Origin of the sequence: Nonomuraea sp. NPDC049625, from assembly GCF_040675285.1 — a bacterium.
Taxonomy (GTDB): domain Bacteria; phylum Actinomycetota; class Actinomycetes; order Streptosporangiales; family Streptosporangiaceae; genus Nonomuraea; species Nonomuraea angiospora_A.
In genome coordinates this window covers 429245-455913 of sequence record NZ_JBFAOQ010000007.1, presented here as the reverse complement: position 1 = coordinate 455913, position 26669 = coordinate 429245, and the positions used below count along the sequence as shown (strand labels likewise).

At 71.5% G+C, this 26669-nt stretch carries 23 protein-coding genes; 14 read left to right on the top strand and 9 right to left on the bottom strand.

Annotated elements, in window-relative coordinates; all coding sequences use genetic code 11:
- Positions 1–4: 4 nt before the first annotated feature.
- Positions 5–613 carry a TetR/AcrR family transcriptional regulator gene (locus AB0J87_RS31185; RefSeq protein WP_363970821.1) on the bottom strand — a complete coding sequence of 203 codons (609 nt, stop codon included), beginning with the start codon at positions 611–613 and terminating at the stop codon, positions 5–7.
- A 239-nt stretch (positions 614–852) separates the two neighbouring features.
- On the opposite strand from AB0J87_RS31185, the gene glpX reads away from it, so the two are divergent.
- On the top strand, positions 853–1887 hold the full coding sequence (glpX, locus tag AB0J87_RS31180; protein ID WP_350725639.1) for a class II fructose-bisphosphatase: 1035 nt from the start codon (positions 853–855) through the stop codon (positions 1885–1887).
- 4 nt (positions 1888–1891) lie between these two features.
- Here glpX and AB0J87_RS31175 read toward each other — a convergent pair whose 3' ends face one another.
- Positions 1892–2542: a DUF1707 domain-containing protein gene (locus AB0J87_RS31175; protein ID WP_350725641.1), complete on the bottom strand. Its 651-nt coding sequence runs from the start codon at positions 2540–2542 to the stop codon at positions 1892–1894.
- A 74-nt stretch (positions 2543–2616) separates the two neighbouring features.
- Positions 2617–3168, bottom strand: coding sequence for a TetR/AcrR family transcriptional regulator (locus AB0J87_RS31170; RefSeq protein ID WP_363970818.1), 552 nt, complete (start codon positions 3166–3168; stop codon positions 2617–2619).
- A gap of 75 nt (positions 3169–3243) precedes the next feature.
- Between AB0J87_RS31170 and AB0J87_RS31165 the strand changes: the two genes are divergently transcribed.
- From AB0J87_RS31165 to AB0J87_RS31155, 3 genes are read left to right on the top strand one after another with little or no spacing between them, the layout of a single operon-like run.
- A complete protein-coding gene (locus AB0J87_RS31165) occupies positions 3244–3951 on the top strand; it encodes an SDR family oxidoreductase (RefSeq protein ID WP_363970816.1) in 708 nt (235 codons plus the stop codon).
- Between the two features lie 52 nt (positions 3952–4003).
- Positions 4004–4711, top strand: coding sequence for a DUF998 domain-containing protein (locus AB0J87_RS31160; RefSeq protein ID WP_363970814.1), 708 nt, complete (start codon positions 4004–4006; stop codon positions 4709–4711).
- A 40-nt stretch (positions 4712–4751) separates the two neighbouring features.
- Positions 4752–5924: an MFS transporter gene (locus tag AB0J87_RS31155; protein ID WP_363970812.1), complete on the top strand. Its 1173-nt coding sequence runs from the start codon at positions 4752–4754 to the stop codon at positions 5922–5924.
- Between the two features lie 5 nt (positions 5925–5929).
- Here the strand turns inward: AB0J87_RS31155 and AB0J87_RS31150 are convergent, their stop codons facing one another.
- Together AB0J87_RS31150 and AB0J87_RS31145 are read right to left on the bottom strand one after the other, a co-directional pair.
- Positions 5930–6868 carry a Gfo/Idh/MocA family oxidoreductase gene (locus AB0J87_RS31150; protein WP_363970810.1) on the bottom strand — a complete coding sequence of 313 codons (939 nt, stop codon included), beginning with the start codon at positions 6866–6868 and terminating at the stop codon, positions 5930–5932.
- Positions 6869–6917: 49 nt separating this feature from the next.
- Positions 6918–8324 carry a PLP-dependent aminotransferase family protein gene (locus tag AB0J87_RS31145; protein ID WP_363970808.1) on the bottom strand — a complete coding sequence of 469 codons (1407 nt, stop codon included), beginning with the start codon at positions 8322–8324 and terminating at the stop codon, positions 6918–6920.
- A 68-nt stretch (positions 8325–8392) separates the two neighbouring features.
- Here AB0J87_RS31145 and AB0J87_RS31140 point away from each other — a divergent pair, with 68 nt between their 5' ends.
- Together AB0J87_RS31140 and AB0J87_RS31135 are read left to right on the top strand one after the other, a co-directional pair.
- The gene (locus tag AB0J87_RS31140; protein ID WP_363970806.1) at positions 8393–9271 is read left to right on the top strand and encodes a DMT family transporter; all 879 of its coding nucleotides are present in this window, start codon (positions 8393–8395) and stop codon (positions 9269–9271) included.
- 26 nt (positions 9272–9297) lie between these two features.
- Positions 9298–10950 (top strand): fumarate hydratase, encoded by a 1653-nt coding sequence (locus AB0J87_RS31135; RefSeq protein WP_350725656.1) that lies wholly within the window; start codon positions 9298–9300, stop codon positions 10948–10950.
- Between the two features lie 204 nt (positions 10951–11154).
- On the opposite strand, the gene AB0J87_RS31130 is transcribed toward AB0J87_RS31135, so the two are convergent.
- Positions 11155–11343, bottom strand: a complete 189-nt coding sequence (locus AB0J87_RS31130) for a DUF5999 family protein (RefSeq protein ID WP_350725658.1) — start codon at positions 11341–11343, stop codon at positions 11155–11157.
- A 747-nt stretch (positions 11344–12090) separates the two neighbouring features.
- On the opposite strand from AB0J87_RS31130, the gene AB0J87_RS31125 reads away from it, so the two are divergent.
- The 3 genes from AB0J87_RS31125 to AB0J87_RS31115 are packed head-to-tail and all read left to right on the top strand — an operon-like array spanning position 12091 to position 16393.
- Positions 12091–13200: a serine/threonine-protein kinase gene (locus tag AB0J87_RS31125; RefSeq protein ID WP_363970801.1), complete on the top strand. Its 1110-nt coding sequence runs from the start codon at positions 12091–12093 to the stop codon at positions 13198–13200.
- 35 nt (positions 13201–13235) lie between these two features.
- Positions 13236–14960 carry a protein kinase gene (locus AB0J87_RS31120; protein ID WP_363970799.1) on the top strand — a complete coding sequence of 575 codons (1725 nt, stop codon included), beginning with the start codon at positions 13236–13238 and terminating at the stop codon, positions 14958–14960.
- 44 nt (positions 14961–15004) lie between these two features.
- On the top strand, positions 15005–16393 hold the full coding sequence (locus AB0J87_RS31115) for a class II fumarate hydratase (RefSeq protein ID WP_363970797.1): 1389 nt from the start codon (positions 15005–15007) through the stop codon (positions 16391–16393).
- On the opposite strand, the gene trpD is transcribed toward AB0J87_RS31115, so the two are convergent.
- Complete coding sequence (gene trpD, locus AB0J87_RS31110) at positions 16387–17439, bottom strand: anthranilate phosphoribosyltransferase (protein ID WP_363970795.1); 1053 nt, start codon at positions 17437–17439, stop codon at positions 16387–16389. The genes AB0J87_RS31115 and trpD overlap by 7 nt on opposite strands.
- A 237-nt stretch (positions 17440–17676) precedes the next feature.
- Here trpD and AB0J87_RS31105 point away from each other — a divergent pair, with 237 nt between their 5' ends.
- From AB0J87_RS31105 to AB0J87_RS31085, 5 genes are read left to right on the top strand one after another with little or no spacing between them, the layout of a single operon-like run.
- Positions 17677–18429: a 3-hydroxybutyrate dehydrogenase gene (locus AB0J87_RS31105; protein WP_363970793.1), complete on the top strand. Its 753-nt coding sequence runs from the start codon at positions 17677–17679 to the stop codon at positions 18427–18429.
- A gap of 43 nt (positions 18430–18472) precedes the next feature.
- Positions 18473–20395, top strand: coding sequence for a GAF domain-containing protein (locus tag AB0J87_RS31100; protein ID WP_363970791.1), 1923 nt, complete (start codon positions 18473–18475; stop codon positions 20393–20395).
- Positions 20396–20426: 31 nt separating this feature from the next.
- Positions 20427–21701, top strand: coding sequence for an MFS transporter (locus AB0J87_RS31095; protein WP_350725671.1), 1275 nt, complete (start codon positions 20427–20429; stop codon positions 21699–21701).
- Positions 21698–22699 carry an alpha/beta hydrolase gene (locus AB0J87_RS31090; protein WP_363970788.1) on the top strand — a complete coding sequence of 334 codons (1002 nt, stop codon included), beginning with the start codon at positions 21698–21700 and terminating at the stop codon, positions 22697–22699. The genes AB0J87_RS31095 and AB0J87_RS31090 overlap by 4 nt, the downstream gene beginning before the upstream one ends.
- Positions 22699–23844, top strand: coding sequence for a tannase/feruloyl esterase family alpha/beta hydrolase (locus tag AB0J87_RS31085; RefSeq protein WP_363970786.1), 1146 nt, complete (start codon positions 22699–22701; stop codon positions 23842–23844). The genes AB0J87_RS31090 and AB0J87_RS31085 overlap by 1 nt, the downstream gene beginning before the upstream one ends.
- Here AB0J87_RS31085 and AB0J87_RS31080 read toward each other — a convergent pair.
- Together AB0J87_RS31080 and AB0J87_RS31075 are read right to left on the bottom strand one after the other, a co-directional pair.
- Positions 23834–25831 carry a glycosyltransferase family 2 protein gene (locus AB0J87_RS31080; RefSeq protein WP_363970784.1) on the bottom strand — a complete coding sequence of 666 codons (1998 nt, stop codon included), beginning with the start codon at positions 25829–25831 and terminating at the stop codon, positions 23834–23836. The two genes, AB0J87_RS31085 and AB0J87_RS31080, sit on opposite strands and share 11 nt — an antisense overlap.
- A 70-nt stretch (positions 25832–25901) precedes the next feature.
- Complete coding sequence (locus AB0J87_RS31075; protein ID WP_363970782.1) at positions 25902–26540, bottom strand: lytic transglycosylase domain-containing protein; 639 nt, start codon at positions 26538–26540, stop codon at positions 25902–25904.
- Positions 26541–26669: the final 129 nt, after the last annotated feature.

The following is a 26669-nucleotide window of genomic DNA, read 5'->3' as shown; positions in this document are numbered from 1 at the left end:
GAGGTTACCCGCTGGAGGAGGCGGTCGCCGACGTGGCCGGGTGGATCTGGCCGATGATCGCCAGCACCTCCTCGGCCAGGCCGCGATCACCCGTGCGGACGACCTCGGACACGGCCGCGGCCAGAGCGCCCGTGACGACGACGACCAGCGCGCTCTCGTCCTCGAACAGCGCCGCGTTGAGCTGCGCCCACTTGCGCAGCCGGTCGCGCATGACCACGTCGAAGCCGGGCGGCCCGTCGCCGCGCAGGAACAGGTCGGCCAGCTCCCGCTCCTCCAGGCACCCGTCGAGGTAGGCGCGGGCGGCGCTGATGAACACGCGCATCGGGTCGCTCTCCCCGGCGGCGCGGGCCGAGCGGGCGGCCTGCTTCGTCCGCTGGGTCTGCCTGGCCTGGAACTCCTCGAACAGCGTCAGGTAGAGGTCGGCCTTGCCGGAGAAGTGGTGGTAGAGGCTGCCCACGCTGGCGTCGGCCCTGGCCACCACGTCGGTCACGCCCGCCTCGGCGAACCCGTTGGAGACGAAGACCTCCCTCGCGGCGGCGAGCAGCGAGCTGCGGGTGGCGGCGCCGCGCTCGGACGTCCGCGGCTGGGCGGCCACGTTTTCCACTTCGCTCATGCGATCTCCTCCAGGCTCCATGGTGGAGGCAAGATCTTTGGCGCGCACAGCGTATGGCGCAAAATCCGTTCTCCGTGATGGCAGGGCAACCCTGTCGAAGCTTACCGATGTCACCCCCGACCCGTCCCTGCTGCGAGGAAGCGGTCATCTCGGGCAGGAGATGGGCAGATTATCCGCCTCTGGGCGGGAAGAGGGGGACAACTACGATCGACGTAGATTCCCCTTAGGAGGCTGCCATCATGTCCGATCAGACATCCGTACCGCCCGCGCTCGCCACGGGCGAGCACGCCCCCGACCGCAACCTGGCGTTGGAACTGGTGCGCGTCACGGAGGCGGCCGCGATGGCGGCGGCCCGGTGGGTCGGCCGGGGCGACAAGAACGGCGCCGACGGCGCGGCGGTGAACGCCATGCGCCAGCTGATCAACACGGTTTCTATGAACGGCGTGGTGGTCATCGGCGAGGGCGAGAAGGACCACGCCCCGATGCTGTTCAACGGTGAGCAGGTGGGCGACGGCAGCGGCCCCGACTGCGACGTGGCCGTGGACCCCATCGACGGCACCCGGCTGACGGCTTTGGGCATGCCGGACGCGGTGTCGGTGATCGCGGTGAGCGAGCGCGGCTCTATGTACGACCCGTCGGCCGTGTTCTACATGGAGAAGCTGGTCACGGGCCCCGAGGCGGCCGACGTGGTCGACATCGAGGCCCCCGTGTCCGCGAACATCAACGCGGTCGCCAGGGCCAAGCACTGCTCGCCCTCCGACGTGACCGTGGTCGTGCTGGACCGGCCCAGGCACGAGGGGCTGGTCAAGGAGATCCGCGAGGCGGGCGCGCGGATCAAGTTCATCACGGACGGCGACGTGGCCGGCGCGATCATGGCGGCCCGCGGGGGCACCGGCATCGACCTGCTGCTGGGCATCGGCGGCACGCCCGAGGGCATCGTGGCCGCGTGCGCGCTCAAGTGCCTGGGCGGCGTGATCCAGGGCAAGCTCTGGCCGCGCGACGACGCCGAGCGCTCCAAGGCCGTGAACGCCGGGCACGACCTCGACCAGGTGCTCACGACGAACGACCTGGTCAGGTCCGACGACGTGTTCTTCGCGGCGACCGGCATCACGCACGGTGAGCTCATGCAGGGCGTACGGTTCCGCGCCGGCGCGGCGGTGACGGAGTCGCTGGTGATGCGCGGCCGGTCGGGCACCATCCGCAAGATCGAGAGCGAGCACCAGCTCTGGAAGCTGCGCGCGTACAGCGCGATCAACTTCTACACGGCCGGCTGAGGACTCAGCGGCGGCGCTTGCGGCGGGGTGGCTCCTTGACCTTCACGTCTCCCGCGAAGTTCGTGGTGCGCACCTCGACGACGGGCGCGCCGGGCTCGGTCGGCTGCTTGGTCAGCCGTACGGACTTGCCCTTGGCGACCCTGATCACCTCGAGCCCCTCCGGCACGTGGATCTCCAGCCCGCCGAAGACGAGGGTGGCGTTGATGATGATCTGGCGGTTCTGCAGGATCGCGTCGCGGAAGTCCAGCTTGGTGGTGCCGAACATGGCCGTCACGTCCAGCTCGGCGGGCACGACCCAGCGCCCGCCGCGCTGCTCCTGCTTGAAGATGGCCGACACGGGGCGGCCGTCCAGATTGAGCGGCTGCTGGTCGGCGGGCAGCAGGTCCTCGGTGAGCGCGGCCAGCTCGCCCAGCGTGCGCGCGGAGTAGAGCACGCCGAGCCGTTCCTCGAGCTCGTCGAGGGTGATCCGGCCATCGGCATGCGCGTCCTGCAGCACCTGGGCGATGCGTTCGCGATCGGCGTCGGACGCGCGGAGCTCGTGGGGCTGCGGCGCGTCGCTCGCCGCGTGCGGCCGCCGGGCCGACACCCACTCCTCGGCCAGCCGCTCTCCGACTTCCTGCAGTTTCGGCAGCCACGATTGCGCGCGTTCGTTCACACATCCGACGATAACCGGCGCTCGCGATGATCGCTCGTGCCAAATCAGCAGATGCACTCCGTAAGTCGCAAGAATCAGTTGATGCGCGCCAGAAGTCCGGCGATTTCCTCGGCCAGTTCCTGATTCACTTCGGCGTGGCGGTTGAGCAGCCGGTACCACATCGCGCCGAAGACGAGATCGACGGCCAGTTCCAGGTCCACGTCATCCGGCACGGCGCCGCGCGCCAGGACCGCGCGCAGGGCGGCGCGGCGGGGATCGATGAGCTTCGCCCGCAGCTCGGCGGCCAGCTCCGCGTCGGACTGGGCGTCGGCCATCAGCCCCACGACGACCTGCCCCGCGACCCCCCGCGCCAGCGCGAACGTCTGCTCCAGGAACGTCACCAGGTCGGCCCGCGCGTCCCCGGTGTCCGGCAGCCCCTGCACCTCCTCGGCCAGGACGTCGGTCAGGGCCTCCAGCAGGACCTGCGCCCTGGTCTGCCACCAGCGGTAGACGGTCTGCCTGCCGCTGCCCGCGATCTGGGCGATGCCCTTCATGGTCACGTTCTGGTATCCGTCGCGGGCGCACAGGTCGAGGGCCGCCCGGAGGATCGCCTTCCTGGCCGCTTCGCTGCGTGGTCTGCCAACCATGGCGCCCACTTTACAAGACACGGTGCCTCGTTTTATATTCGAGGCAAGATGTCTCGTAATGAGAGGACGACGAAGATGCGAGTAGTGATCGTCGGCGGCACGTCCGGCATCGGTCTGGCGGCGGCGGCCCGACTGGCCGCGGGCGGCGCCGAGGTGGTCGTCGCGGGCCGCTCGGAGGAGCGTCTGCGTTCGGCGTTGAAGCAGCTCGGCGACCAGGCGCGAGGTGAGGTCGTGGACGCGCGCGACACCGGGGCGATGCGGGCGCTGTTCGAGGGGCTGGGCACCGTCGACCACCTGATCGTCACCGTGACGGGCCGCGGCGGCGCGGGCCCGCTGAGCTCGCTGACCGGCGACGGGCTGACCGAGGCGGTGCGGAACAAGCTGGTCCCGCACCTGCTGACCGCACAGGCCGCGCTGGACGTGCTCAACCCGGAGGGCTCGATCACCTTCGTGACCGCGGCCTCAGCCGGCGCGGCCCTGCCCGGCATCGCCACGCTGGCGGCGGTGAACGGGGCGATCGAGGCCGCGGTGCCCGGCCTGGCCGTCGAGCTGGCCCCCATCAGGGTGAACGCAGTCTCCCCCGGCGTGATCGACACCGACTGGTGGTCGGAGATCGGCGACGAGGCGCGGGCCGCGTTCATGGAGGGCGCCGCCGAGAGCCTGCCGGTCCGGCGCGTGGGCCGGCCCGAGGACGTGGCGGCCACGATCGAGTACGTGGTGCGCAACGCGTACACGACCGGCATCGTCCTGACCGTCGACGGAGGGGCGCGGCTCAAGGCCTGAGGAATCCCAAGCCCTTCCACGCCGTTGATCCCGGCAAAAGGGAGGTGTGTGCGTGCATCAACCGGCGCGATGGGGTCTCGGTGTGGCGGGCGCGGGCATAGTGGTCATCCTGGGCCTGGAGCTGACCAGCCTCGACGAGATGAACCCGATCAGGCGGACCATCAGCGAGCACGGCCTCGGCCCCGACGGCTGGATCTTCGGGCTGGCGGTGGGGCTGCTCGCGGTCGGATCGGCGGCCATCGGGGTGTCGCTGGCACGCCAGCGGCTGGCGGGGGTCTTCGGCACCGTCGCGCTCATGGGGTGGAGCGTGGGGCTGTTCATGACGGCGTGGTTCGAGAAGCACGACTGGTCGGTCGGCCCCAGCCTGAGCGGGAGCATCCACCGGGTGGGCAGCTTCGTCGCCTTCCTCAGCCTGCCGCTGGCCGCGGTGATCATCGCCAGGCCCTGGCGGCACCGCGAGCGGTCGCGGGCCACGCTGGTGGCCTTCGGGCTCGGGATCTGCTCGGTGCTGTGGGTGGCGGGCATCGCGGCGGCCATGTTCATCGGGGCGCGCAACGGGCTGGCGTGGTGGCGCGTCATGCCGCTCGGCCTGGTGGAGCGCGGGATGGCCGTCACGGAGGTGGGCGCCCTGCTCGCGCTCGGCGTCTGGGCCGCCGCGAAGCGGCTGGACACGACGGAGCAAACCGGACGCCTGCTCGAAAAGCAGGTCAATGCCAGGGTCTGTGGGCTGGCGGAACGGAGTGGCGGGCCGCTAACCTGACCCAGCCTCACGTTTGATTCCCCCCCATCAGGAGGCCGTCGTGCCGTCCTCGCGTGATCGTCAGGCCCGCATCGCCACGTACGTCGTCTATGCCGTACAGGGCCTGTCCTTCGCCTCGCTGCTCGTCCAGGTCGCGAACCTGCAGGCCAAGCACGGCCTCGACGAGGGCGCGCTGACACTCCTGCTGCTGATCGTGCCCGTGTTCGCGGGGGTCGGCAGCGTGGCGGCGGGCACGTTCGCCGCCCGGTTCGGCAGCAGGCTGCTCCTGCGCGTCGCCCAGCCCGTGGTCGCGCTCGCCGTGGTGCTCGTCGGGCTCGCGCCCAGCGTGCCACTGCTGGTGCCGGTGCTCCTGGTGTTCGGCGTGGCGTTGGGCGCGGTGGACGCGGGCATGAACATGCAGGGCGTGGCGGTCGAGCGCAGGTACGGCGTGCAGGTCCTGAACGGCTTCCACTGCCTGTGGAGCGTGTTCAGCATGCTCGCGGCGGGATGGGCGTCGGTGGCCGCCACCCTGCCGCTCCCGATGATCATGTCGGTCCCGATGGTGTTCGCGCTGGCGGGCTCGCTCGTGTTCGGACGCGGTCTGTGCTCGCCGGAGGAGGAGAAGGTCGAGGACGCCCCTGCCGACGCCGCCGCGGGCGGATTCCCCTGGCGGCCGATCATCCCGCTCTGCCTGGCCATGGGGTTCCTGTACATCGGCGACTCCGCCGTGTCGAGCTTCAACACCCTGTTCATGAAGAACGTGCTCTCGGCGGGTCCGCAGGTGGTCCCGCTGGCCTACGCCGCGTACCAGGCGACCACGCTGGCCGTCCGGCTCGGCGGCGACCTCGCGGTCCGGCGGTACGGGCCCGCGGCCATCGTCAGGATCGGCGGCCTGATCGCCACCCTGGGCTTCCTCGGCGTCGTCGCGGCCCCGACCCAGCCGCTGGCCATCGTCGCGTTCGGCCTGACCGGGGTGGGGCTGTCGGTGGTGGCGCCGCAGTCGTTCTCGGCGGCGGGCAAGCTCGACCCGGCCGGGACCGGGGTGGCCATCGCCCGGGTGAACCTCTTCAACTACATCGGCTTCGTCGTGGGCACGGCCCTGGTGGGCGGGATCGCCGACGCGGCGGGCCTGCGGTGGGCGTTCGCCGCGCCGCTCGTGCTGGCCGCCGTCATCATCGCCCTCGCCCCGGGCTTCGAGCCCAGGCGCCAGACCCCCAACCCCTCCGCCGCCTGAGGGCTTCAGCGCCGCACTTCGGCGACCTCGACGGTACGGCGCTCGCGGAGCGACAGATCGGCGGCCTCGGCCACGTACAGCGCCTCCAGGGCGTCCTCGATCGTGCAGAGGCTCTGCTCGCTGGTCAGGAAGCCGTCGATCTCGTTGCGGTAGGCCGTCTCGAAACGGGTGACGAAATCGGGCCAGGGATCTTGCGGACTCGGCGTGCCCTCGGCCGAGTGCAGCGGGGCGCGCGGGCTCAGGCCGACGGCCTGGGTGCGCCTGGTGCCGGCCAGCTCCATGCGCACGTCGTACCCGCCGCCGTTGTAGCGGGAGCCCTGCAGGGTGGCCAGCGTGCCGTCGTCCAGGGTGAGCAGCGCGGCGCTGTTGTCCACGTCGCCCGCCTCCGTGAAGAACGCGGCGCCGCGGTTGGCCCCAGTCGCGTACACGGAGGTCACCTCGCGGCCGGTCACCCAGCGCAGGATGTCGAAGTCGTGGATGTGGCAGTCGCGGAAGATGCCGCCGGAGGTCGCGATGTACGCGGCGGGCGGCGGCGCGGGATCGGCGGTGATGAGGTGAACGCGATGCAGCTCCCCCAGCTCACCGGCGCGCAGCGCAACCGCCGCCGCCGCGTAACCGGGGTCGAACCTGCGCTGGAACCCGATCTGCACCCGGTTGCCCGCGCTCGCCTCCAGCACCTTGACGGTCTCGTCCACGGTGCCCGCGACCGGCTTCTCGCAGAAGACCGGGATGCCCTTCTCGCACGCCTTGATGATGAGCTCGGCGTGGGTGCCGGTCGGGGTCGCGATGACCACGGCGTCCGACTCGAACGGGTCCCCCGGCCTGCCGTACGGCGACGTGCGCACGGGATCGGCCACGATCAGCTCGTCCACCAGCGGATGCGCGGCCAGGGTCGCGGCGTGAAAGGCTCCGATCCTGCCCAGACCCAGCAGTCCCACACGCATGACGCCTCCAATCAGGACCAGGCTTTCTTTCTAAGCGAGCCCTTCTGCCTCAGTCAACATTTTGTCCTGACATTCTGACCTTCAAGCCCCGAACGGCGTCCAGCGCCTTGTGCGCCGGCAGCCGCGCGAACCCCACCACCACGGCCGCGGGCCCCGCCGACTCGCGCATCGGCCCCACGGGCTCGGCGGACAGGCCGAGCTCCTGCGCGACGCGCGCGGCCCTCAGCTCGTCCCAGCCGGCCGGCAGCTCCAGGTAGACGTGCAGGCCCGCGTCGATGCCCTTGACCCGCACCTCCGGCAGCTCCTCGGCCAGCGCCCTGACCAGGGCGTCCCTGCGGCGGCGGTATTCGCGGCGCATCCTGCGCAGGTGCTTGTCGTAGCCGCCGGTACGCAGGAAGTGCGCCAGCGCGTACTGCTCGACGACCGGCGAGCCCAGGTCCAGCTCGCCCCGCGCCCGGCGGACGGCCTCCGCCAGGTCGGGAGGCGCGGCCACCCAGCCGAGCCGCAGCCCCGGCGCCAGGGCCTTGCTGACGCTGCCCGAGAGGACCACCCGGTCGGGGGCCAGGCCCTGGAGGCAGCCGACGGGGTCGCGGTCGAAGCGGAACTCGGCGTCGTAGTCGTCCTCCAGGATCACCCGGTTGCCCGCGTACGCCCACTCCATGAGGGCGGCCCGGCGCGGCGGCGAGAGCACCACGCCGGTCGGATATTGGTGCGCCGGGGTGACGAGGACGGCGTCGCCGCTCAGTTTCCGCACGTCCAGGCCTTCCTCGTCCACGGGCACCGGCACCAGGTGCGCGCCCGCGCGCCGCAGCAGCGGGGCCTGGCGGTGGCTCGTCGGGTCCTCGACGGCGAGGCGGATCGGCCGCTGCCGGCTCAGCACGTGCAGCACCAGGCTCAGGCCCTGCGCCACGCCGCCGACGATGACGAGATTCTGGGGGCGCACGTCCGCAGCCCTGACCCGCCGGAGATAGCCGGCCAGCTCTTCTCGCAGCTCAGGCACCCCGCCAGGGTCCCCGTAATCGAAGGCTTCCGAGGGTACGGTGGTCAGGACGTGCCTGACGGCGGCGAGCCAGCGCTCGCGGGGGAAGTGGCTGAGGTCGGGAGAGGTGGGGCGATGACCGTAGTACGGCGCGCACACGGGGGCGCTCGACGCGCGGCGCACCGGCTTGGGCCGGGGAGGCGTCTTCTGCCGCGGGGCGGCCCGGGGTGCGGCCTTGGGGGTGACCTGGGTGCCGACGCCCACCCGGGAGACCAGGAAGCCCTCGGCGACGAGCTGCTCGTACGCCTCCACCACCACGCCCCTGGAGACCTGGAGGTCGGTGGCGAGGTCGCGGGTCGCGGGCAGGCGGGTGCCCGGCGTCAGCCGGCCGCCCCTGATGGAGTCGCGCAGCTCGGAGGCGATCTGCCCGGCGATTCCCCCCTTATCGCGATTTATCTGGATATGGAGGTCAGCCATATTGGTCCTGTCTTCCGGCGGGACATTGGACTGTTTACGCGAACCATTGTCTCCCTAGCATCCTTCGCATGAGAAACGGCATCGTGGGTGCGGCCTCGGCCATGTTCCTCGTCGGGACGCTGGCCGGGGTGTCGGGACTGGTGGACGGCTATCCCATATACGGCGGACAGGCCGTTCGGTATCTCGTGGCGTCGGTCATCCTGCTTGTCATAACGCGAGCGCTCGGCCTGCGGTTCGTCCGCCTCACGCCGCGCGAGCTGCTCTGCCTCGCCGGGCTCACCCTGTTCGGCCTGGTCATCTTCAACGTCTGCGTGATCGAGTCGACCAGCGCCGCCGGGCCGGCCCTGGTCGGGACCGTGCTCGGCACCGTGCCGCTGGCCCTCGCGCTGGCCGGCGGGCGGCCCGCGCCGCGGCTGCTGGCCGGGGCCTGCGTGGTGGTGGCCGGGGCGACGCTGGCCACGGGGCTCGGCAGCGGCAACCTGACCGGCCTGCTGTGGGCGCTGGGGGCGCTCGTGGGCGAGGTGTGCTTCTCCATGCTGGCCATTCCGGTGCTGCCACGGCTGGGGGCGATCAGGGTGTCGGCCTACTCGACGGCGCTGGCCGTGCCGCTGCTGGCCGTGATCGGGCTGGCGCACGAGGGCGCCGGGATGTTCCGGCCGCCTACGTGGGCGGAGGCGCTCGGGTTCGCGTACCTGGCGACCGTGGTCACCGTGGTGGCGTTCTTCCTCTGGTACAGCTCGCTGCCCAAGCTGGGCCCCGGCCGGGCCGGGCTCTTCGCGGGGATCATCCCGGTGGGCGCGATCGTGACGGGGGCGGTGCTCGGCGTGGCGATGCCGACCGCGTACGACCTGCTGGGGGCGGGCCTGGTGATCGCCGGCATCCTGGTCGGCCTGACCGCCGGGCGGTCGCAGGCGGTCAGCGAAGTGGGATCTCCCGGAGGCGCGTAATCTCTTGGGGGACCGAAAGGATGGACATGGGCGAGTTCGACTACACCGACCTGCTGCCGCTGGGAGCCGATGAGACCGAGTATCGGCTGATCACGTCGGAGGGGGTGCGGAAGGTCGAGGCGGCCGGGCGTACGTTCCTCGAGGTCGAGCCGGAGGCGCTGCGGCTGCTGACCGAGACGGCCATCCACGACATCTCCCACTTCCTGCGGGCCTCGCACCTCGCCCAGCTCCGGAAGATCGTCGACGACCCCGAGTCGAGCGGCAACGACCGCTTCGTGGCGCTCGACCTGCTCAAGAACGCCTCCATCTCCGCCGGTGGCGTCCTGCCCATGTGCCAGGACACCGGCACCGCGATCGTCATGGGCAAGCGCGGGCGTCACGTGCTGACCGACGGGCTCGACTCCGAGCACATCTCCCGGGGCGTGTACGACGCGTACACCAAGCTCAACCTGCGTTACTCGCAGATGGCGCCCCTGAACATGTGGGACGAGAAGAACACCGGCAACAACCTCCCCGCCCAGATCGAGCTGTATGCCGAGGACCCGCACGGCCACCCGGACGAGTACAAGCTGCTGTTCATGGCCAAGGGCGGCGGCTCGGCCAACAAGTCGTTCCTGTACCAGGAGACCAAGGCCGTGCTCAACGAGAAGCGCATGATGGCCTTCCTGGAGGAGAAGATCCGCTCGCTCGGCACCGCGGCCTGCCCGCCGTACCACCTGGCCGTCGTGGTGGGCGGCACCTCCGCCGAGTACGCGCTGAAGACCGCCAAGTACGCCAGCGCCCGCTACCTCGACTCGATCCCCACGGAGGGGTCGGCGTCCGGGCACGGGTTCCGCGACCTGGAGATGGAGGCCAAGGTCTTCGAGCTGACGCAGAAGCTGGGGATCGGGGCGCAGTTCGGCGGCAAGTACTTCTGCCACGACGTACGCGTCATCCGCCTGCCCCGGCACGGGGCCTCCTGCCCGGTGGCCATCGCGGTCTCCTGCTCGGCCGACCGCCAGGCGCTGGCCAAGATCACCCCTGAGGGCGTCTTCCTCGAGAAGCTGGAGACGGACCCGGCGCGGTTCCTCCCGGAGACGACGGACGAGCATCTCTCGGACGACGTCGTCCAGATCAACCTCAACCGCCCCATGCCCGAGATCCTCGCCGAGCTCACGAAATACCCCGTCAAGACCCGCCTCTCCCTGACCGGCCCCCTCGTGGTCGCCCGCGACATCGCCCACGCCAAGATCGCCGAGCTGCTCGACAACGGCGGCGAGATGCCTCAGTACCTGAAGGACCACGCCGTCTACTACGCCGGGCCGGCCAAGACCCCTTCGGGGTACGCGTCGGGCTCGTTCGGGCCGACGACCGCCGGGCGGATGGACTCGTACGTGGGGCGCTTCCAGGCGGCCGGCGGCTCCATGGTCATGCTGGCCAAGGGCAACCGGTCGAAGCAGGTCACGGAGGCCTGCCAGCAGCACGGCGGGTTCTATCTCGGCTCCATCGGCGGGCCCGCGGCCCGGCTGGCGCAGGACTGCATCAAGAAGGTCGAGGTGCTGGAGTATCCCGAGCTGGGGATGGAGGCGGTGTGGAAGATCGAGGTCGTGGACTTCCCGGCGTTCATCGTGGTGGACGACAAGGGCGACGACTTCTTCACCGACCGCACCGGCCCCGTGCTGACGATCGGCCGCCGCTGACCGCCTGATCCCTTGAGGCTCCACCCACCGGCGCGGCCGACCGCCGGTGGGGCGGGGCCATGGCGGCGGACGGGCGAGCCAGGCGCGAGAGTCGCCGGCCCCGGGGGGCGGTGTCACCCCGGAAGGCCGGATCGCCGCGGAGGCGGTGAGCTGAGGGTGGCGGCGAGTGAGCCGGATACGCCCCTGGCGCGGGCGAGGTGCGGCTCAGGCGGCCACCGGGGCCCGGTGCGGCGCCACGACGGTGCCGTCGGGCAGCAGCAGACCGGTGTCGTCGAACAGCACGACGCCGTTGCAGAGCAGGCTCCAGCCCTGGTCGGGGTGGGCCGCGATCACGTGCGAGGCCTCACGGTCGGGTGAGTCGGCACTCGGGCAAGCGGGGTAGTGACAGCACATCGCGCACCTCTCAGATTGCGCTCCTGATTCATGGCTTTCAAAAGGGCAGCTTGCGCCCCGACGGCGTGCGAAGGTCCAGAGCGATCCCGCTCGGTTTCTTCGGCCGGGTGCGAACCTGGGTCTGGCGCATCTTCATCACGTCCTTCAACGACCTGTCGTTAGTGGTGGCACCTTGGTGTTCGCCCTCATTCTGACGCCGGGCACCGACACTTTGCGGGCCTGTGGGAGAACTCCCTCTCTCATGGCTGTACCATGCCCCCGCCCCCTTACGGGACCCTTACAACTCGCTGACGGGGCCCCTCAGTTCCTGTCCGTCAGCCTGCCGTACACCTGAAAGTCCCCTGCCTTGCATCATGCACATTTAACGGGCCCGCGAGTGTGCCGCACGACACACATCGCCGCCGAGCTGCGCAAACGCGTTCAGGAAAGCCGGTACGGCAGGCCCGTGCGGGCCGTGGGTAAGGCCGTCCGCGAGGCTGGACCAATCTGACTCCCTCGACATTGCCAAGAGACGGCAGGACCCCGCGGCCACGCCTCGCCGGCGCCTGTCCGGGAGCCTCCCCGGCTACCCTCTGTATCGGAACGCGCGCCCGGACTGCGCCGAGAATCCGCAGGGCCTCATCAACTGGGCCGATCTGGCCAGGAGGTTTGCTGACGTCACGAGTCAGGCGGGTTGACTTAAGTTCGCAACAATTTATCGGCCGCGCCTCTACTGGTCGGTTTACACAAATAGGTAAGCTGCCAGGCATGCGTGCGCCCTCCGGTTACCTACTCGCCGCGCGCTACCGGCTTATGGAGCCGGTCGGACGCGGCGGCATGGGCACCGTTTGGCGGGCACATGACGAGTTGCTCGACCGCGACGTGGCGGTCAAGGAAGTGCGCCTGCCCAACGTGCTCGACGAGGAGCTGCGTGCCGAGCTGTGCGCGCGCACCGAGCGCGAGGGCCGGGCGACCGCGATGGTCGCGCACCCCTCGGTCATCACCGTCTTCGACGTGGTCACCGAGGACGACCGGCCGTGGATCGTGATGGAGCTGCTGCGGGCCAAGTCCCTGGAGCAGCTCATCCAGGAGCAGGGACCGCTCCACCCGCGCAGGGCCGCCGAGATCGGCCGGCAGATCCTCGGGGCGCTGCGCGCCGTGCACGCCAAGGGGATCCTCCACCGCGACGTCAAGCCGAGCAACGTGCTGGTGACCGAGGACCGCGCGGTGCTCACCGACTTCGGTCTGGCCGCACTGGAAGGTGACGTTTCCATCACCCAGGCGGGCATCGTCTTGGGGTCCGCGGGATACATCGCTCCAGAGCGGGTGCTGGGCTCGAAGGCCAGCCCGGCGGGCGATCTGTGGTCGCTCGGCGCGACCCTCTACACCGCCGTCGAAGGCAGAGGCCTGCACGGGCGCCGTACGGCCGCCGCCGCGCTCGCGGCGCTGACCAGTGGCGAGCCGATCCCGATGACCAAGGCCGGGCCGCTGGCCCCCGTGCTTGACGCGCTGCTCAGGATCGACCCCGCGACCAGGCTCGACTCCGTGCGGGCCTCGCTCATGCTGGCCAGGGTGGCCGCCGGAGGCTCGGCCGAGGAGCCGCTGGCCCCGCGCAAGCCCGTACGTTCCGGGCCGGCCATCAACCCGCCGTCTTTCACACGCAGGCCCACGCATCGTGGGCTTCACAGGGCCGACGTCTCCACGACAGCGCTGTCTGTCCCGGTGCCCAGGCAGGAGCGCAAGCCCGGTGAGGGCGTGCACAGGAAGCGCGTCGAAGCGCGGCCGACGCCGTCCGCTTATGCCCGTTTCAAAGCGACGGTGATAAAGTTGTGCCTTCCTCGACGGTTCTGGCCAAGAGAACTTCGCAAGCGAGGGTAAAGCACTTCCCAAGCGAGAATCGATATCTTCTTCTCATGCCGGAACAGCAGACACGCCTGCTCGCGGAGCGCTACGAGCTCATAGCCCCGCTCGGCCGGGGCACGATGGGCACCGTGTGGCGCGCCCGCGACCGCGCGCTCGGGCGCGAGGTGGCGGTCAAGGAAATCCGCCAGGACCCGGGACTCACCGACGACCAGCGGGCCGAGCTGCGCGAACGCATGGTCCGCGAGGGCCGCATCGCCGCGCGGATCAACCATCCCTCGGTGGCGTCCATCCACGACGTCCTGATCCAGGACGACAGCCCGTGGATCATCATGGAGCTCATCGAGGCCCGATCGCTGGAGCAGGTGATCGACGAGGAGGGGCCGCTGCCACCACGGCTCGTGGCGGAGATCGGCGTGGACCTGCTCGGGGCGCTGCGCGCCGCGCACGCCCAGGGGATCACCCACCGCGACGTCAAGCCGGGCAACGTGCTCATCACCGAGAGCGGGCGCGTGGTGCTCACCGACTTCGGCATCGCCAAGGCCGAGGGCGACTCGCGGCTGACGAAAACGGGCATGGTGATCGGTTCGCCCGGCTACACGGCCCCGGAACGTGCCAGGGGCGAGTACACCGGCCCCGAGTCGGACATCTGGTCGCTCGGGGCGACGCTCTACTTCGCCGTCGAGGGGCGCCCGGCGTACGAGCGGGCCACGATCGCGGAGACGCTGGCGGCGCTGCTCACCGAGAGCGCCGACCCGCCCACGCAGGCAGGTCAGCTGCGGCCCGTGCTGAACGGGCTGCTGAACAAGGACTACCGGCAGCGCCTCAACGCTGCCAAGGCGGAGACCCTGCTGCGCATGGTCGCCGACACCCCCACGAGCGACATGCCGGCGATCACGGCTGAGGCTCTCATGGCGCAGGAGGCCGCTTTGCCCGACCCGTTCGCCGGCAAGAACCCAGCCCAAAAGAATCCGGCCCAGCAGAATCCGGGCCAGCAGAATCCGGGCCAGGCCCAGACGAACCCTGTGCAGAAGCCCCCGGTCCCCCAGGCCGGGCCCGCCGGCCCCGCGCCGTACGGACCCGGAGGCGCGGGCGCTCCCGGCGGCCAGGCTCCCTGGGGCCCGGGTCCCGCCGGCCGGGGTCAGGGCCCAGGCCAGGGCCCAGGTCAGGGCCCGGGCGCGCAGGCCCCCAGAGGGCCTGTCGGCGCGCCAGGCGGCCAGGTGCCCGGTGGCCCGGGCGGCCCGGGCCGTGGGCCGGCGTCGGGGCCGCACGGGCCGATGACGAGCCCCGGCACGCCCACCGTGCCGCGCAACGCCGCGCCTCAGCGCCAGCCGCAGTCCGGCCCTCAAGGAGCCGCAGCCTCTCCTGAAGCGGGGTTCGACCCCGAGCGGACGGTCAGCGTCCAGCGTCCCAAGGGCCCGTTCCCGCCGGCTCCGGAGCAGAGCAGGCCGCCGCAGGGGCCCGGCGACGAGGGCGCGGTCGTCACCACGCGCATCCAGCTCCCGCCCGCGCCCGGCCAGCAGGTCTATCCGCCCACCACACCACCCGCGGGCCGGCATCCCGCCCCCCGGCAGCCAGGGCCCCAGCAGCCGCCGCCCCCGCCTGGAGGCCAGCAGGTCCCGCGGCAGGGCAAGGGCCTGGGGACCGACCTGTTCGCCATCGCCGGGCAGCCGGAGCAGCCCTCGGGCAACCGCAACGGCATGCTGGTGCTCATGGCGGTGGCCGCCGCGGCCGCCGTGGTGATCGCCGTACTCATCGTCGCGCTCTTCTCCAGCTGACCCGCGCCGCGGCGGTAAGGCGGTCGTGGGTCAGACTGGAAGTCATGAGCGAGTTCAGAATCGAGCATGACTCGATGGGCGAGGTGCGCGTGCCCGCAGGCGCCAGGTGGCGCGCGCAGACCCAGCGGGCAGTGGAGAATTTCCCGGTTTCCGGACGCCCTCTCGAGCCGTCCCACATAGCCGCGCTCGGCCTGATCAAGGCGGTGGCCGCCGAGGTGAACGGCGAGCTGGGCGTGATCGACAAGGACCTGGCCGAGGCCGTCGCCCAGGCGGCGGCCGACGTCGCCGAGAACGAGCACGACGCCCACTTCCCGATCGACGTCTTCCAGACCGGCTCCGGCACCTCGTCCAACATGAACGCCAACGAGGTGATCGCGACGCTGGCCGAGGAGCGCCTCGGCCGTCCCGTGCACCCGAACGACCACGTGAACGCCTCCCAGTCGTCCAACGACGTCTTCCCCACCTCGATCCATGTGGCGGCGGCGACGGAGGTGACCTTCCACCTGCTGCCCTCGCTCAGGCATCTGGCGGCGGTGCTGCGGGAGAAGGCGGTCGAGTTCGACGGGGTGGTGAAGTCGGGGCGCACCCATCTGATGGACGCGACCCCGGTGAGGCTCGGCCAGGAGTTCGGCGGGTACGCCACCCAGGTCGAGAACGGCGTCCTGCGGGTCGCGACGGCCCTTGAGCGCGTGCTCGAGCTGCCCCTGGGCGGCACGGCCGTGGGCACCGGCATCAACACCCCGCCGGGCTTCGCTCAGGCGACCATCGCCAAGCTGGCAGAGGCCACCGGCATCCCGTTCGTCGAGGCCGGTGACCATTTCGAGGCCCAGGGCGCGCAGGACTCGATCGTCGAGCTGTCGGGCCAGCTCAAGGTGGTGGCCGTCTCGCTGACCAAGATCGCCAACGACCTCCGCTGGATGGGCTCGGGCCCGCGCGCCGGGCTGGCCGAGATCAACCTGCCCGACCTGCAGCCCGGCTCGTCCATCATGCCCGGCAAGGTCAACCCGGTGCTCCCCGAGGCCACGGCCATGGTCGCGGCCCAGGTCATCGGCAACGACACGGCTATCACGTTCGCCGGCGCGTCCGGCAACTTCGAGCTGAACGTGCAGCTGCCGATCATCGCGCGCAACATCCTGGAGTCGATCAGGCTGCTGGCGAACGTGTCGCGGCTGCTCGCCGACCGCTGCGTCGCCGGCATCACGGCGAACGTCGAGCGCCTGCGCGAGTACGCCGAGTCGTCCCCGTCGATCGTCACCCCGCTGAACAGGTACGTCGGCTACGAGGAGGCCGCGAAGATCGCCAAGCAGGCCCTGGCGGAGCGCAAGACCATCCGCGAGGTGGTCATCGAGCGCGGCCACGTGGCCGACGGCACCCTCACTGAGGAGCAGCTCGACGCCGCGCTCGATGTGTTGTCGATGACCCGGCCTCAGTGACCCGCTGACGCCTGGGCCTGCGTGGCGTGCGCCCACAGCGTGAGCAGGGACAGCGCGGCGCCGGAGTCGACCGCCTCCGCGGCCCGCTTGTAGGCCATGCCCAGGGCGGGCGTGAGGTCGGGTGCGGGCGGCGTTCCCTCGGCGGCCACCACGGCGGCGGCCGCGTTGAGCAGGACGACGTCCCGCACCGGGCCCCGCTCGCCCGCGAGCACGGCCCGTGCCACGGCCGCGTTGTGCCGGGCGTCGCCGCCGCGCAGGTCGTCCTGGCGCGACCGCGGGATCGACAGGTCGGCCGGGTCGAAGGCTGTGGGCGTGACCGTGCCCCGGCGTACGACCCAGATCGTGGAGGGGCCCGTGGTGGTGAGCTCGTCGAGCCCGTCGTCGCCCCTGAAGACCAGCGAGGAGCAGCCGCGCTGGGCCAGCACGCCCGCGATGACCGGCGCCATCCCCTGGTGGAAGACGCCGACCGCCTGGGCGGCCGGCAGGGCCGGGTTGGTGAGCGGGCCCAGGAAGTTGAAGACCGTGGGCACGCCCAGCTCGCGGCGCGGCCCGGCGGTGCGTCTCAGCCCGGAGTTGAACGCGGGCGCGAAGCAGAACGTGATGCCGACCTCGTCCGCGACCCTGACCACCGCGGCCGGCGGCAGGTCGATGACCACGCCCAGCTCCTCCAGCACGTCCGCCGCGCCCGCCAGCGAGGAGGCGGCCCGGCCGCCGTGCTTGACGACCTTGACGCCCGCGGCGGCGGCGACGATGGCGGCCATGGTGGAGATGTTCACGGTGTGGGCGCGGTCGCCGCCGGTGCCGACCAGGTCCACGGGGTCGCCGGAGACCCTGATCGCGGCCGATTTCAGGAGCATGCCGTCGGCCAGCCCGGACACCTCGGCCACGCTCTCGCCCTTGGCCCGGAGCGCGATCGCGAACGCGGCGATCTGGGCGTCCGTGGCCGTCTCACCGATGATCTGCTCCATGGCCCATTTGGCCTGGAGGGAGGTGAGGGACCTGCCGTCGAGCAGCGTGGTGAGCAGTGCTGGCCAGGTGGTGGTCATGGTGAGCGCCCCTTTCGTCAGTGCTCGACGGGGGCGCGTACGACATGCGATCGGCCGCCTCGTCGAGGCGGCCGGTGCGTATGCGCTGGGAGGTCCGCCTAGGAGGCGGGCCACCACTGGGACGAATACGCGGTCATGCGTTCAAGATAGCAGACGCCGTGATCCACATAGGGCGGCGCGGATCTATGTCGCCGGCACCCATGCGTCGTGGCGCGGCCACCGCCTAGGGTTCGGGGTATGGCGAAGGAGCTGACGGGGCGGACCGCGCTTGTGACGGGGGCGGGGGGCGGCATCGGGGCGGCCTGCGCCCGGCGCCTGGCCGCCGACGGGGCGAAAGTACTGGTCGTCGACCTGCGGGCCGAGCCGGCCGAGAAGATCGCCGCCGAGATCGGCGGGGTGGCGGTGGTGGCCGATCTGAGCGATCCCGGTTTCGTGGCGGCGCTGCCTGACGAGCCGGTCGACATCGTGGTGAACAACGCCGGTTTCCAGCACGTCGCGCCGATCGAGGACTTCCCGCCCGAGGTGTTCTCGGCGATCCTGCGGGTGATGGTCGAGGCGCCGTTCCTGATCGCGCGGCAGGTGCTGCCCGGCATGTACGCCAGGGGCTGGGGGCGGTTCGTGAACATCTCGTCCGTGCACGGGCTGCGTGCCTCGCCGTTCAAGTCGGCGTACACGACGGCCAAGCACGGGCTGGAGGGCTTCTCCAAGGTCGTCGCGCTCGAAGGGGCGCCGCACGGGGTCACCTCCACCTGCGTCTGCCCCGCCTACGTACGGACGGGGCTGGTCGAGGCGCAGATCGCCGACCAGGCTAAAGTGCACGGCATCGAGCCGGACGAGGTCGTCGAGAACATCATGCTGCAGCCCGCCGCGATCAAGCGGCTGATCGAGCCCGAGGAGGTGGCCGAGCTGGTCGCCTACCTCTGCGGCCCCGCCGGGTCGTTCATCACCGGCGTCTCCCTTCCGATGGACGGCGGCTGGACGGCGCACTAGTGCTACGGATCCCAGCGGCCGAGCCGCCGAGCGGAGTGAGGCCATGAGCACGCAGTTCCTGGAGTTGCTCGCGCGGGAGGCGTCGGCGGTCGAGTTCGAGGGGCCGATCATCGAGGCCAGGGCGCGGGGCGCGGACCCGGCCACGATCGAGGAGCTGGAGCAGGCCAAGGTCGAGGCGCTCAAGGTGCGTGACCTGCTCAAGCGGCGCGCCAGGCGCGAGGCCGAGCTGTCGGCCCTCTACGACACGGCCGGCGACCTGGCCGCGCTGCGCGACCTCGACGCCGTGCTGGAGGCCATCGTGCACCGGGCCAGGCAGCTGCTGGCCACCGACGTCGCGTACATGACGCTGCACGACCCCGAGCAGGGCGACACGTACATGCGGGTCACCGACGGGTCGATCTCGGCCAAGTTCAGGGCGTTGCGGCTGGCCATGGGGGCGGGGCTGGGCGGCCTGGTCGCGCAGACGGCCACCCCGTACTCGACGGCCGACTACTTCGCCGACGCCAGGTTCCGGCACAAGCACCACATCGACGAGGCCGTCACGGAGGAGGGCCTGGTCGCGATCCTGGGCGTGCCGCTGCGGCTGGGGCAGCGGGTGATCGGCGTGCTGATGGCGGCCAACCGCAGCGCGCGGCCGTTCCACCAGGAGGAGGTGTCGCTGCTGGCCAGCCTGGCCGCGCACGCCGCCGTCGCGATCGACAACGCCAGGCTGCTGCAGGAGACCAGGAACGCGCTGGAGGAGCTCTCCCAGGCCCACAGGACCGCCAGGGCGCACGGGGAGGCCGTGGAGCGGGCCGCGCTGGCCCACGACCGGATGACCTCGCTGGTGCTGCGCGGCGGCGGGATCGAGGACGTGGCGGCCGTGGTGACCGACGTGCTCGGCGGCTCACTGGCCGTGCTGGACGATCTGGGGCGGCCGCTCACGGGTGACGTGGGCGAGCTGGACGCCGGGGTGTTCGAGTCGGCGCAGGCGTCCAGGGCGCTGGGGCGGACCGTGCGGCGGGGCGACCTGCTGATCGCGTCTGTGGACGTCGGCGGGGAGCCGCTGTGCACGCTGATCCTGCGCAGCGACGACGCCGACGGGCGCATCCTGGAGCGGGCGGCGCTGGTGTGCGCGCTGCTGCTGCTGTTCCGCCGGAGCGTGGCGGAGGCCGAGGGCCGGGTCAGGGGCGAGCTGCTCGACGACCTGATCTCGCGGCCCGGCTCCCCCGGCCTGGCCGACCGGGCCCGGCGGCTGGGCGTCGATCTCTCGGCGCCGCACGTCGTGGTCGTGGTGCGGCATGAGGGCCAGCGGGAACGGGCCGCGTTCTGGGCCTCGTCGCAGGCCACGCTGCGGCACGGGCTCGCGGCCGGCCGGGCGGGCGAGGTGGTGCTGCTGCTGCCGGGGGCCAACGCGGGCGGCATCGCGCAGCGCGTCGCCGCCGAGTTGAGCGCGTCGCTGCAGGTGCCCGCGACGGCGGGCGCGTCGAAAGTGTGCCTCCCCGGTGCGCCGGCCCGGCCGCCGGGCGGCGGCGAGCCCGGGGCGGGCGCCGTGGCGGGCGACGTGGCGGTGGCCTACCAGGAGGCACGCAGGTGCGCCGAGGCGCTGATCGCCCTCGGACGGGCGGGCGACGGCGCGAGCGCGGCCGAGCTGGGGTTCGTCGGGCTGCTCGTGGGCGACGGCCGTGACGTGCGCGGCTTCGTCGGGCGGGTGCTCGGCGCCGTGATCGACTACGACGCCCGCAGGGGCACCGCGCTGGCCGACACGCTGGCCGCCTACTTCGGCTCGGGCGGCTCGCCCTCCCGTACGGCGGAGGCCATGCACATCCACGTCAACACCGTCACGCAGCGGCTCGACCGGATCGGCAAGCTGCTCGGCGACGGCTGGCTGGAGCCGGAACGCGCGCTCGAGATCCAGCTCGCGCTCCGCCTGCACCGGCTCGGCCACACATCCACCCCACAGACTGTGGGCCCCGACCCCATATGAGTGACGCCGGTCACTCCTTACCGTGACCGGCATGGCCACTTCCATCAAGAAGATCGTCGCCGCGAGCCTGATCGGCACCACCATCGAGTGGTACGACTTCTTCCTGTACGGCTCGGCAGCCGCACTCGTCTTCAACAAGCTCTTCTTCCCCGAGTCCGACCCGCTCACCGGCACGCTGCTGGCGTTCCTCACCTACGCCGTCGGATTCGTCGCCCGTCCGCTCGGCGGCCTGGTCTTCGGCCACTTCGGCGACCGGATCGGCCGCAAGACGCTGCTGGTCGTCAGCCTGCTGACGATGGGCGCGGCCACGTTCCTGATCGGCTGCCTGCCGACGTACGAGACCCTGGGTCCGTCCGCGGCGCTGCTGCTGACCTCGCTCCGGCTCGTGCAGGGCTTCGCGCTCGGCGGCGAGTGGGGCGGCGCGGTGCTGATCGTCTCCGAGCACGGCGACACGGCCCGCCGCGGCTTCTGGGCCTCCTGGCCGCAGGCCGGCGCTCCCGGCGGCAACCTGCTGGCCACCGGCGTGCTGGCGGCCCTGGCCGCCTGGCAGTCGGACGAGGCGTTCCTGGCGTGGGGCTGGCGGGTGCCGTTCCTGCTGTCGGGCGTGCTGGTGCTGATCGGCCTCTGGATCCGCCTGACGATCACCGAGTCGCCGGTGTTCCAGGAGGCGCCGCCGGAGAAGGCGCCGCCCATCGTGGGCGTGCTTCGGCACCACTGGAAGGACGTGCTCACCGCGATCGGCGCGCGCCTCGCGGAGAACATCTCCTTCTACCTGCTCACCGTCTTCGTCATCACGTACGCCAAGTCAGTCAAGATCGAGAACTCCACCGTGCTGAACGCGGTGCTGATCGCCTCGGCCATCCACTTCGTCACGATCCCCATGTGGGGCGCGCTGTCGGACCGGATCGGCCGCCGCCCGATCTACCTGGCGGGCGCCGCCGGCATCGGAGTGTGGATCTTCGCGTTCTTCCCGCTCGTGGACACCGGCAACTTCCTGGTGATCACCCTCGCCATCACCGTCGGCCTGCTCTTCCACGGCATGATGTACGGCCCGCAGGCGGCCTTCTTCTCCGAGCTCTTCGGCACGAGGATGCGCTACACCGGCGTCTCCATCGGCGCGCAGCTGTCGGCGATCGTGGCCGGCGCGCTGGCCCCGATCATCGCGGTCGCGCTGCTGAAGTCGTACTCGAGCAGCCTGCCCATCTCGGTCTACCTTGGTCTGGCGGCGCTGCTCACGCTGGGCGCGGTCTACGCCGCCCGCGAGACCCAGGGCAGCGACCTGGCCGAAAGGATCCACGCGCGATGAAGGTCACCACGCCCAGACTCACCCAGAACGTCCTGACCGTCGAGGGCAGGGACACCGGCGAGCCGGTGCTGTTCGTGCACGGGAACGTCTCCTCGGCCGCCTTCTGGCGCGACAGCATGGCGGCGCTGCCCGGCGGCTACCGCCCGCTCGCGGTCGACCTGCGCGGCTTCGGCGACAGCGACCCCGCGCCCGTGGACGCCACGAGGGGCCTGCGCGACTGGTCCGACGACCTGATCGAGCTGGTCGAGGCGCTGGGCCTGGACGGGGTGCACCTGGTCGGCTGGAGCCTGGGCGGCGGCATCGTGCTGCAGGTCCTGCGCGACCGGCCGGCCATCGTCAGGAGCGTCACCCTGGTCAACCCGATCTCCCCGTACGGCTTCGGCGGCACGGAGGGCCCGGACGGCCGCCTGACGCACCCCGACGGCACGGGAGCGGGCGCCGGCGCTGCCAACCCCGACTTCGTGGCCCGGCTCAAAGCGGGCGACATGTCGGACGAATCCCCCACGTCGCCGCGCAGCGTCTTCCGCTCCTCGTACGTCAAGCACCCCGAGGTCGCCGACGAGGACTTCTACGTACGCTCGATGCTCACCACCCGCGTCGGCGAGGCCAACTACCCGGGCGACGCCGCCGCCTCGGAGCAGTGGCCCGGCGTGGCCCCCGGCAAGCTCGGCATCCTCAACGCCATCGCCCCCACCCACTTCCGTCTGGACGACCTCCACGAGATCGACCCCAAGCCGCCCGTCCTGTGGATCAGGGGCGCCGACGACGTGATCGTCTCCGACACGTCGTTCTTCGACCTGGCCCACCTGGGCGCGCTCGGCGTCGTGCCCGGCTCCCCCGGCACCCCGGCCCAGCCCATGGTGGCCCAGACCAGGGCCGTGCTGGAGCGCTACGGCCCGTACCGCGAGGCCGTCATCGACGACTGCGGCCACAGCCCGCACCTGGAGCACCCCGAAGAGTTCCTGCGCCTGCTGACCGCTCACCTCGGGGAGGCGTGATGCTCGTCGCGCTCACCTTGGTCGCGAGCCTGCTCACCCCGGCCCCGCAGCTCACGGTGCCGGGCGCGGAGCAGGCCGTGGTGGCCACGCTGGACGACCTGACCACGGCGGGCACCGCGAAGACCGGCCACACCGACCCGGCCGACTGGGCCGGGCTGCACTCGGCCGCCACGGTCAACCCGACGGGCGTGCCCGGCACCCAGATCGACGGCTACTTCCCCGACACCTCCACCACCAACGCCACCCACGGCTGGAACCACGACTCCCAGTTCGTGATCAGGCTCCCCGAGCGCTGGAACGGCGGCCTGGTCGTCGGCGGCACCCCGGGCAACAGGGAGCAGTACGCCAACGACTACACGATCTCCGACTGGGTGCTGGCCAAGGGCTACGCGTTCGCCGCCACCGACAAGGGCAACGTCGGCGTGAACTTCCACGAGGACGGCCGCGATCCCGGCGACGCCATCGCCGAGTGGAACCACCGGGTCACCCAGCTCACGGTGGCCGCCAAGGCCGTCGTCAGGCAGCGGTACGGCAGGAAGCCCCAGCGCACGTTCGTGGCGGGCATCTCCAACGGCGGCTACCTGGTCAGATGGCAGCTGGAGAACCGCGGCTGGCTCTACGACGGCGGCGTGGACTGGGAGGGCACGCTCTGGCGGGTCAAGGGCGACAACCTGCTGAACTTCCTGCCGCCCGCGCTGAAGGCGTACCCGGACGAGGCCGGGGTGCGGGCGGCCGGGTTCGCGGCGGGCTCGGAGTTCCTGTGGCCGTTCCACCGGCAGTACTACTGGGAGCTCACCCAGCAGCTCTACCAAAAGGAGCTGGACCCGTCCTACCAGGGCGCGGCGGCGGACTACGACTACGACCGGCGCAAGCCGTACGCGGCCGTGGCGAAGATCGCGCTGACCGGCCGGATCACCAAGCCGCTGATCACGATCCACGGGACGCTCGACACGCTGCTGCCGATCTCCCGCGACTCCGACGTCTACGCGAAGATGGTCGGCCCGCACCGGCCGTTCCGCTACCACCGCGTCGAAGGCGGCAACCACCTGGACAGCCTGGTGGACGTCTACCCCGACCGCCTCAAGCCCATGCTGCCGGCCTTCAGGAGCGCCTTCGAGGAGCTGGAGGGCTGGGTCAGTCCTTGAGGTAGCGGTGCCTGCCCGCGCGCGCCAGGCGCACCATGTGACGCGCGCCGGGCAGCCGCCTGCCGATGCGGTACAGGACGGTGTCCCTGCCCATGGGCGAGCGCCGCCCCGGATCGACCGCGGCGGCGGGCCGCACCAGGATCTTGCCCCTGCGCACCTCCAGCGCGAACCTGAGCCCGATCTCCTCCTCCGCCGTGCGCAGCGACGTCAGCCAGGCACCGGGGCCGAGCTGGTCGGGTGGCGGCATCATCCGCTTGACCGGCACCTTGGCCACGAGCTGTCCCGCGAGCCGGCCCGGCACCCCGGCCTCGACCAGGGCGGGCGCGCACACCTCGCGGCCGCGCCGCCCGGTGCTGCGCAGCACCAGCTCCAGCGGGGGTCCCCCGCTCGGCGGCACGTACGGCACCGGCAGCACGACGTACGCGTGCCCGTCGAGCCGCTTGACCTCCACCCCGCGCGACACCAGGGCGATCGACTCGGAGAACGAGCGCGGCTCGACCGCCAGGCCCAGGTCGCCGTGGTCGGTCCAGCACGGCACCACCAGGCGCGTCCTGGGCCGCTGGGCCAGCACGCCCAGGCAGTTGAGCGGGCCCGCCGAGCTGCCGACCCGGCTCCTGGCCTGGTTGGCGCCGCCGAACATGCGTACGTGCACCTCCCACTGGCCCGGCCTGAGCGGCTCGCCGACCGCGGCGGCGGTCACGTCCAGCTGGGCCTCGCCCCTGATCTGCACGCGCATCCGGCGGCGGCCGTCCTGGATGCGCTCCACGTGCTGGGTCAGGGGCAGGAAGTGGATCACTCCCGTCTCGGCGTGGCGCACGTACAGCTCGACGCGGGCCCGCTCGACCGCCTCGGTGACGTCGGTGACGCTCTCGTCCAGGGCCTTGGTCTCCAGCGAGCGCGGCGGGATCCAGTGCAGGCGCTCGCCGTCCTCCCGGTACCGGTCGGGCGTGCCGTCGCCCGAAAGGACCTCCACGGTCAGCGCGAGCACCAGTACGTGGGCGTCCCAGCGCATCTCGGTCAGGTCGGCGCGGAGCCCGGCGCGCTTGGAGGAGTTCGACAGGAGCACGATCTGGTCCAGGCGTCCCATGCGCACGTACGCGGCCACCACGCGCAGCTGGACGGGCAGGTAGCGGTCGAGCCGCTCCGGGAACCGCTGCTCGACCAGCTCCTGCACCACCCGGAAGTGCAGGCCCCGGTCCACCGACGAGTCGGCGAAGCGGGCGGTCAGCAGCGGGCGCAGGACGGCGTACCGGAACCAGTGGGCCTGCATGCGGTCGCGCTGGCGGCCCTCGCCCACGCAGGTCTCGATGTCGGTGAGCAGCCCGTCGAGCTCCTTGACCATGGCCCGCGGCTCGTCCTCGGCCCCGAGCCGGTCGCCGAGGTGGCAGCAGACGTGCTCGGCCAGCACGGCGATGACCTTGGCGTGCAGGTAGGCCCGCATCACGAACGCCTGCTCGGCCATCCTGCCGCCGGGCACGGTGAACCCCAGCTCGTGCTCCTCCAGGAAGGCGCGGCGGTAGAGCTGCTGCGGCACGAGCAGCTGGAGCAGGCGGTCGCGCAGGATGTCGGCGCGGGCCGTGCCGCGCTCGAAGGCGGCCATCGGCGGCCCGAAGTCGCGGATCAGGCGGCCGACCAGCACGTCGGCGTCGGTCTCCACGGCACGCTCGTACATGCGGGCGACCGCGTCCTTCTCCAGGCGGTCGCCCTGGTCGAGGAAGTAGACGTAGTCGCCGGCGGCGGCCGCCAGGCCCACGTTGCGGCCGCGCATGGGCGTCCCGGTGTGCGGCAGGTGCAGGACGCTCACGTTGTCACGGGTCGTGGCGATGGTGTCGAGGCGCTCGCCGATCCCGTCCGTGGAGCCGTCGTCCACGAAGATCACTTCGTACGCGTCCGGGGGCATCGTCTGCTCCAGGGCGGAGCGGATGCACGCGTCGGCGGTGGCCCCCGGATTGTGGACATTGACGATCACGCTGACCTTGACACCCATGCGGCCAGAGTGGGCCCGCATGCACGTTCGGGCGCGGCGGCTTGCCGATTAAAGAGGGAAAGTTGACCCTCTAATACCAACCCACCGACTGTGAGTGTCCCCAGGCGCCACAGGGCGTGCCGTAGCGGCCCTTGATGTAGCCGAGGCCCCACTTGATCTGGGTCGCGGGGTTGGTCTGCCAGTCGGCGCCCGCGCTGGCCATCTTGCTGCCGGGAAGGGACTGCGGGATGCCGTACGCGCCTGAGTAGCGGTTCATCGCCCGCGAGTTCCAGCCGCTCTCCTTCTGCCAGAGCCGCTCCAGGCAACCCCACTGGTCGTCGCCCCAGCCCATGGAGGCGAGCATGGCCTTGGCGGTGGCCTTGCTGCTGCCCGGCGAGGGGATGCTGCCCGGCGGGAAGTTCATGGAGGGGAACCCGTCACCGCCCGGCGCCTTCTTCGGCACCACCCAGTCGATGTCGGGGTTCTTGCCCGCGGAGGTCCGGCCGTCCTTGAGCTTGTCCGCCTTGTACGCCTGCTCGGCGGCGTTCTTGAGCGCGTCGTTCTGGGGGTCGGGCGTGTAGAAGCTGCCGCTCGCGATGGCGCCCAGCTGCTCGGGCGTGAACGGCGTGACGGCCGGCCTCTTGGCGTTCTCCATGGCGCGGTAGGCGACGAAACCGCCACCGCCGACCACGACCACCAGCGAGACGGTGGTGATCACCACCGCTTTCACGCTCAGGCGCTTCTTGGGCCGGCGCGCCGGGGGAAGGTCTTCCTTCGGCGGGCGCTCACTCAACTGCGGACCAGGGCTCACGAACCATGAGCTTGCCCTGTACTGGGGGGTGGTTCGCAACCGAAACGC